The sequence below is a fragment of the Rubricoccus marinus genome (assembly GCF_002257665.1).
GTDB classification, from domain to species: Bacteria; Bacteroidota; Rhodothermia; order Rhodothermales; family Rubricoccaceae; genus Rubricoccus; species Rubricoccus marinus.
Map to the genome: position 1 here is coordinate 132,569 of NZ_MQWB01000010.1, position 6,920 is coordinate 139,488.

General features: G+C 70.6%; 5 protein-coding genes. 3 read left to right on the top strand and 2 right to left on the bottom strand.

Features of this window, described 5'->3' with window-relative positions; translation table 11 throughout:
- Complete coding sequence (locus tag BSZ36_RS17455; RefSeq protein WP_179271274.1) at positions 1 to 2,958, top strand: Tn3 family transposase; 2,958 nt, start codon at positions 1 to 3, stop codon at positions 2,956 to 2,958.
- A gap of 23 nt (positions 2,959 to 2,981) precedes the next feature.
- Here BSZ36_RS17455 and BSZ36_RS17460 read toward each other — a convergent pair whose 3' ends face one another.
- The gene (locus BSZ36_RS17460) at positions 2,982 to 3,179 is read right to left on the bottom strand and encodes a hypothetical protein (RefSeq protein ID WP_094551659.1); all 198 of its coding nucleotides are present in this window, start codon (positions 3,177 to 3,179) and stop codon (positions 2,982 to 2,984) included.
- 94 nt (positions 3,180 to 3,273) lie between these two features.
- On the opposite strand from BSZ36_RS17460, the gene BSZ36_RS17465 reads away from it, so the two are divergent.
- Positions 3,274 to 3,585, top strand: a complete 312-nt coding sequence (locus BSZ36_RS17465; RefSeq protein ID WP_218827748.1) for a helix-turn-helix domain-containing protein — start codon at positions 3,274 to 3,276, stop codon at positions 3,583 to 3,585.
- Positions 3,586 to 3,684: 99 nt separating this feature from the next.
- On the opposite strand, the gene BSZ36_RS17470 is transcribed toward BSZ36_RS17465, so the two are convergent.
- Positions 3,685 to 4,128 (bottom strand): transposase, encoded by a 444-nt coding sequence (locus BSZ36_RS17470; RefSeq protein WP_094551663.1) that lies wholly within the window; start codon positions 4,126 to 4,128, stop codon positions 3,685 to 3,687.
- Positions 4,129 to 4,556: 428 nt separating this feature from the next.
- Between BSZ36_RS17470 and BSZ36_RS17475 the strand changes: the two genes are divergently transcribed.
- A complete protein-coding gene (locus BSZ36_RS17475) occupies positions 4,557 to 5,639 on the top strand; it encodes a replication protein RepA (RefSeq protein WP_179271275.1) in 1,083 nt (360 codons plus the stop codon).
- Positions 5,640 to 6,920: the final 1,281 nt, after the last annotated feature.

A 6,920-nucleotide genomic window follows, 5' to 3' on the forward strand; every position in this document is an offset into this window, starting at 1 on the left:
GTGGGCCGCTACGACGTCGCAGATCAGGTACGCCTCTCGGCGGACGACCTCGCCCTCGTCGCCCGCCGCCGCCACGACCACACCCGGCTCGGGCTCGCCTACCAGGTCGCCTTCGTCCGGCTCACGGGGCGCCTCCCGCGCCAGCGCCCGTTCGAGACCGAGCCCGACCTCCTCCGCCTCGTCGCCGACCAGCTCGACGTCGGAGGCGCCGAGCCCGAAGCCCTCGCCGCTCGGTACGCCGCCAGACGGCCGACGGTCTCCGAGCACGCGGACGTGGTCCGTCGCCACCTCGGCGTCCGGCCGTTCGGCGACGCCGAGCGCGCCGCGCTCCGGGTGCACCTCCGCGTCGAGGCCGCCCACCTCGAGCGCCCCGCCGGGCTCGTCGCCGCGGCCGAGGCGTACCTCCGGCGGGAGCGGGTCCTCCTCCCGGCCACGTCCGCGCTCCGGCGGCTGGCCGGCGAGGTCCGCGCTGAGGTGGCCGAGGAGATCGACGAGCGGGTCGGTGCCGCGTTGTCCGACGGCGTACGGGTGGCGCTCGACGGCCTCCTCGACGTGGACGACGACCGCCTGACATCCCCCCTCCAATCGATCAAAGACCCGCCGGGCCACGCCTCCCCACGAGCGCTCGTGGCCGAGGCGGAGAAGCTGGAGACGATCCGCGCCACGGGCGTGCTCGGCGTTGACCTGGGGTGGCTCCGGCCGAGCCTCCGGAAGGCGCTCGCCCACCGCGTCCGGGCCTCGACGGCGTACCGGCTCCGCGAGCTCAGGGCCGAGCGCCGCTACGCCGCCCTCGTGTGCTTCCTCCACGAGGCCCACGCCGACACCGTCGACCACGTCGTCGACCTCCACGCCAAGCTCGTGACCGGCGCGTACGGCCGGGCCGAGCGGGCGATAGGCGAGGAGGCGAAGCGCAGCCGCCGCTCTCATAAGTCGACCGTCCGAGCGCTCCGCGACATCGTCGCCCTCGTCGCCGACCGGGCGGCGAGGGGTCGGGCCGCGACGGCGGGGACGGTCGCGGACCTCTGGGCCGACGTCACCGAGCTCGTCCCGGAGGACGCCGTCCTGGAGCGGATCGGGGAGGCCGACGCCTGGCTCGCGGACGGCGACCCGTTCGCGCGCGTGGCCGACCGGCTCCCGTACCTCCGGCGGTTCTCGCCGACGCTCCTGGCCGCGCTCGACTTCGAAGCCGACCCCGCTGGCGGCTCGCCCCACGCCGACGCCCTCGTCGAGTCGGTCGCCGTGCTCCGCGCGATGAACGAGGGCGGGAAGCGCCGGGTGCCCGACGGCGCGCCCACGTCGTTCATCCCGAAGGCCCGCCGGAGGCACGTCGAACGGGGCGGGGGGATCGACCGGGCGGCGTACGAGGCCGCCGTGCTGACGGCGCTCCGCGACGAGGTCCGGCGCGGGAACGTGGCCGTGGCCGGGAGCAAACGGTTCGGGAAGCTCTCCGACCTCTTCATGCCCGAGGACGCCTGGGAGGCCGAGCGGGCGTCGTTCTTCGGGCGGGCCGGACTCCCGGCCGACGGCGCCGAGGCCGTCGGGCTCCTCGCCACCCGGCTCGGCGCGGCCTACGACCGGCTCGTCGCCGGGCTCCCGTCGAACGCCTACGTCACGGTCGCGGACGGCCGGTGGCGGTTCGGGTCCGACCCGGCCGACGCGCTCGGCGAGGGCGGCGAGGCCCGGCTCGCCGAGCTCAAGGCGTGGCTCGCCCGCCGGGTCCGGCGCGTCCGGCTCCCCGACCTCCTCATCGAGGTCGACAACGCGCTCGGGTTCACGCGCCCCCTCACGCTCGCGCCGACGGGCGAGCGGAGCCCGGCCGACGTGTGCGAGGCGGTCGCCGCGGTCATCGCCTTCGGGTGCAACCTCGGCCCGCAGACGATGGCCGAGCTCACCGACGGCGTGAGCTACGACCGGATCAAGCGGCTCGCCGACTGGCGGCTCCACGGCGACGCGCTCCGAGGAGCGCTCGCCTCCGTCGTCAACGGGATCGCCGGGCTCGACACCGCCCGCGTGTGGGGCGAGGGGAAAACGTCGTCGTCGGACGGGCAGCGGTTCCTGTTCCCGAGGAAAACGCTCAAGCGGACGTACAGCCACCGGATGAGCGACTACGCCCTCGAGTTCTACAACTTCATCGCCGACAACTACGCCCCGTTCCACGTCGTCCCGTTCGAGACCGTCGAGCGCGACTCGGGCTACGTCTTGGACGGCCACCTCTACCACGAGTCGGACCTCGAGATCGACGAGCACTACACCGACACGCACGGGTACACCGAGGTCCAGTTCGCCGCCTTCGCGCTCCTCGGCAAGCGGTTCGCGCCTCGCATCCGGGGCCTCCACAAGCAGCGGGTCTACCGGGCCTCCGACGACGAGGGGGCCGCCGCCGGCCCCGTGCGGTACGGGCCGCTCTGGCCCATGCTCTCGGCCCGCGACCGCAGGCTCCGGCTCCGCTGGGTCGAGGAGGAGTGGGACCGGATCGGCCGGTTCGTGTGCTCGCTCGCGACCGGGCACACGACGGCGTCGGTGGCGATGAAGCGGGTCGTCGCCTTCGGCGGGGCCAACCACTTCTACCGCGCGCTCGGGCGGGCGCTCAAGACGGAGTACGTCCTCGACTACGTCGGGCGACCGGAGCTGAGGCGGCGCGTCCGGCGGGGGCTGCTCAAGTCGGAGGAACTCCACGCGCTGGCGCGGGCCGTGTTCTACGGGAAGCGGGGCCGGGCCGACCAGCGGGACTTCCGGCGGCTCTCCTCGACGGCGAGCTGCCTCACGCTCGTCCTGGCCTCGATCATCTACTGGCAGATCCGCGAGATCGAGCGCGTGGTCGCAGAGGCGGCAGACGACCCCGACGCGCCGGACTTCGAGATGCTCCGTCACGTGAGCCCAGTGCAGTGGGAGAACGTCACGCTCTACGGGGCCTACGACGTCCGGCCCGAGCTCGTCCGGGCGCGGCGGGGTTCGTGACCACCCTCCGCTACCGTACACGATTACACGTTTCTGCCCGCTACCCTCATCGCCTCCGCCGTCGCCTCGACCAGGGCCTCTACCCGATCCCGCACGGCTCCGTCCTCGAACAACGGGCGCCTGCGCCGCGTCACCAGCTCCACCCGGTAGACGATCCGGTGCAGCACGTCGCCATCGCGACAGAGGGGCGAGTCATCGAGAACGGCGGAAGGTCCGGACATCGGGGCGAATAGCGAGCGGCAGTCCCTCAAACCTAGCGCACGATGACGACTAGGGTCCGTCGCGCTAGAGTCCACATCCGGGAAGCTTCCCGACATGCCCAACATGTCGAGGTTCCGGCTCCCGCAAGGCCCCCAGCCGATGGACGTCATCGGCCCGGTCGTCCGCGCGCGCCGCAAGGAGCTCGGCATCAGCCAGGCCACGCTCGCCGAGCGCGCCGCCATCGACCGCACCTACGTCAGCAGCATCGAGCGCGGCCAGCGCAACCCGACCCTCCCCGTCTTGATTCTCCTCACCGTCGGCCTCCAACTCCCCCAGGGCGCCCTGCTAGCAGCCGTCATCGACGCGATCGCAAACCAAGACGATTGGCTCGCGCGCGCCATCGAGCGGGGCTCCGTCGTCGAGTAGGCGAACCGCACGCGCTCTCCGTCCCCCTCCAGGCCTCTCTACCGCGTGAACACGGGCTACCCACCTCTGGCGCCGACGCGCGCGCCTCTGGCGGGACGCTTAGGACCGAGAGATCCTCGCCTCGAAGTCGTTGCAATCCGTCTCCGGCACGGGCACCGTCGTGACCATGTACTGGTGCGCGAACGCCGCCCCCACACGTGCGATCTCCTCGAACTCGGCCTTGAGCGGCGCCGCCGCGTCGTAGCGCAACCGGTGCGCGATGCTGTGGGGCGCCATCTTTGGCGGGGCCATGACCTCGACGATGACCTGGGCCGGGCTCACCTGGCACCGCACGACCTCGCACCCGATCTGGCCTGCGATCTCCGTCATCAGCTCCTCGCACCGACGACGCGCGCGCTCGTCCTGGAAAAACGGCCGCCGACGGCGCGTCACGATCAGGACGTAATACCGCAGCCAGTAGACCGCTTGCCCGTCCGTGCCGTAGTCCGGCCTCGCGGGATCGGGCACGCGGTCCCCGGAGAGGGAAGGATCAGTGGACGGCATATCAGGAGGGACGATGCGGGGAGAGGCAGGGTCGGTCACGGATGAGCAGAACGGGTTAACCGATCCTTAACAAAAACGAGGGATTGCCTTGATCGAGTCGAAAGGTGCCGAAGCAAATCCACGTCATGCCAGGCGCTCGCGTGACGGAAAAGATGAAATGGGATGTACCTTTTCGTCTCTGGCGCGCCACCGCCAGAGCGGTCTGCTGCTGGGTTGGGCGAGAGTCCTGTCCGAACGCAGAGGGCCGGCAAACCCCCTTTTTAGCGCAGCGAGGCCGGATCCCTCGCCACAAGGAATCCGGCCTCACTCCTTCGAGTCGGGACCATCGGTCCTGCGACGTGTGCCGATCAGGTCCCTCCAAGATACGAGCGTGTCTCGGAGAACGGTGCCCTCGCACGCCCTGGCCCGGCTCGGCATCCCACCCACCCATGCCTCACCCCCCAGCCGGGACGGGCGCCTCTGGCGCGCACGGCTCTCCCGCCCACCGCGCCGCCCGCACCCGGAAGATCAACCTCGACCGCCAACTCTCCCGCATCCTGGAAAAAGGCGCCCGTGAGGCGGGGGCCGTCGCCCTGTCCCCCACCCTCTTCGTTCAGGCCATGCTCCCGCACCAGGAGGTGTTCGAGCGCGACGCTGACGGCCGCCCCGTCGAGATCCCCGACGGGATCGGCGGCACGATGAGGCTTCTGGCGCGGGAGTACTCGGCCACCAACGGCGAGTTCACGCTCTCCGTCCGTGCCGGCATGGAAAAGGGACCCGGCCACCTCCACCCGCGCGTCTCACGCGGCATCCCGTATGGCGGCCTGGCGCGGCTCCTCCTCGCGTTCATCGTGACCGAGGCCCGCACCAAGGACTCGCCCACCATCGACCTCGGCGGCACCATCAGCGCCTTCTGCGCGCGCATGGACATCACCCCGAGCGGCGGCGACAACGGACGCCTCCGCTACGTCCTCGACCAGCTGCAGCGGCTCGCCACGTGCGTGGTGACCTTCGAGTGGGAAACGATCACGCCCGGGCGCCGCGACCTCAAGGGCGAGCACCTCCTCGTCGTCGACGACTACCACTTCTGGAGCCGGGCGGGCACCCGTACCTCCGAACCCATCGACGGAGGCTCGATCACGCTCTCGGCCAGGTTCTGGAGCGAGATCGTGTCGAGTTGCTTCCCCCTCGACTTCCGCAAGGCGCAGCTTTTCCGCGGCCGACCGGCGGCCTACGACCTCTACCTCTGGCTCACCTACCGGCTCGCGGGGATGCAACGGACCGGGCGGCCCAGGATCGTCGTGAGCTACGACGACCTCCACGCGCAGCTCGGCAGCCACTACCAATCCGACGAACACGGCGTGCTCACCGCGCGGGGCAAGAAGGACTTCGCCTACCAGGTCCGCAAGGCGCTCCGGGCGATCCGCGGCGTCTGGCCGGAGCTGTTCTATGAGACGCCGCGCGGCCGGATCGTCCTCCACTCCACAGGTCCCGACGTGGAGTACAGACCACCAAAGAAGCCGAAGGCCTGACGGCCACCCGGACGCACGGGCGGCGTCCACCCGAACCCAGGCGACCGCAGAGACGGACGGGCCGCTGGCGAGCCGAGAGGCGCCGCTGGCGGCCCGCTCTGCTGTGCGCTCCGAATGGCGATAGGACGCTGTGGACAAGCACATCCCCGTCCGAGTTGTCCACGAATAGACGTACGACCTTCTCGGAATAGACGTGCGGCCTGCGAATACCCGTGCGACCACCTTATATGTATAGAGACCGCGCGGCGACTGAATACACGTGCGACCATCCTGTATAGACAGGGACGCCGAGCAGCCTCTGGCGTCCGAATACTCGTGCGTCCATCCTCTAACCCTTCCTTTAAACCTCTGTAACGAGGCGAGGCTGAAGTGTGGAAAAAGGTCTCCCGTCTCTCGACGGGAGGTCTGCTGTGGATGGATCCAAGGGAAGGGTTCCAATAACGGAAATAGTCCTTCGTACCCCACAGCCGACGTCTCACCGGCCGGGCTGGACCGACCGCGTCACGCGCGTCGGACAGAGGCAGGCTGAAGCCCGACGGTGCCAGCCGCTTCGCGCCCGCCCCCGCCTCCGCGGCGCCAGCGGAGTACGCCACGACGCTGGGTGCCCGGGCGGACATCGTGCCAAACGGGAAAGACACCGCGCTGCACCAGCGCCGGCGTCGGCACGGTCGCAGCCCAGACGTCGAGCGCTGGCCGACCGCCGAGCACCAGGCGGAGCGGAGATGGGACAGGGCGCGGCGCGCGGACCGGGACCAGGCGCACGGACGAGACGCCGACCGGGTGGGGCGCGCGCGCCACCACCCGCCTCTTCAGCGCGGCGGCCGCGGCCAACCCGACGAGCCGCTGGTCGAACCCAGGCGACCACCACCACGGGCAGCGCGCGGTTGAGACCTCCCATTTCCGCCGCCGCCGCTGAGATCCGTGACAAGGTGGCAGCGGGCGCGGCGAGGTGCAGAATCGCCCCACTCGGTTCAGCGGGGCCGATTTGAGCCTTTCGGCCGAAACAGTCCGGAATCGAACCCTCATAACAGACATTATGAGGGCACCTCAAAAAAAAGATGCGCAGACCGGGGCGATGTGTCGCCTGATAGGTGTGGCGCGCGTTTCGGCCCAAAGGGCCTGTCTTGGCCGGTTCGAGGGCGTCGACCTCGCAGCCCGACACCCCTCGCACATAGGGGAGGTCCCGTGGTGCGCTTGACACGGAGCCGCCTGTCCGGGTTCTTCCGGCATCGTCACGCCAGAGGCTGGCATGACGAACACTCCCCGTTCTCCAGCGTCCAC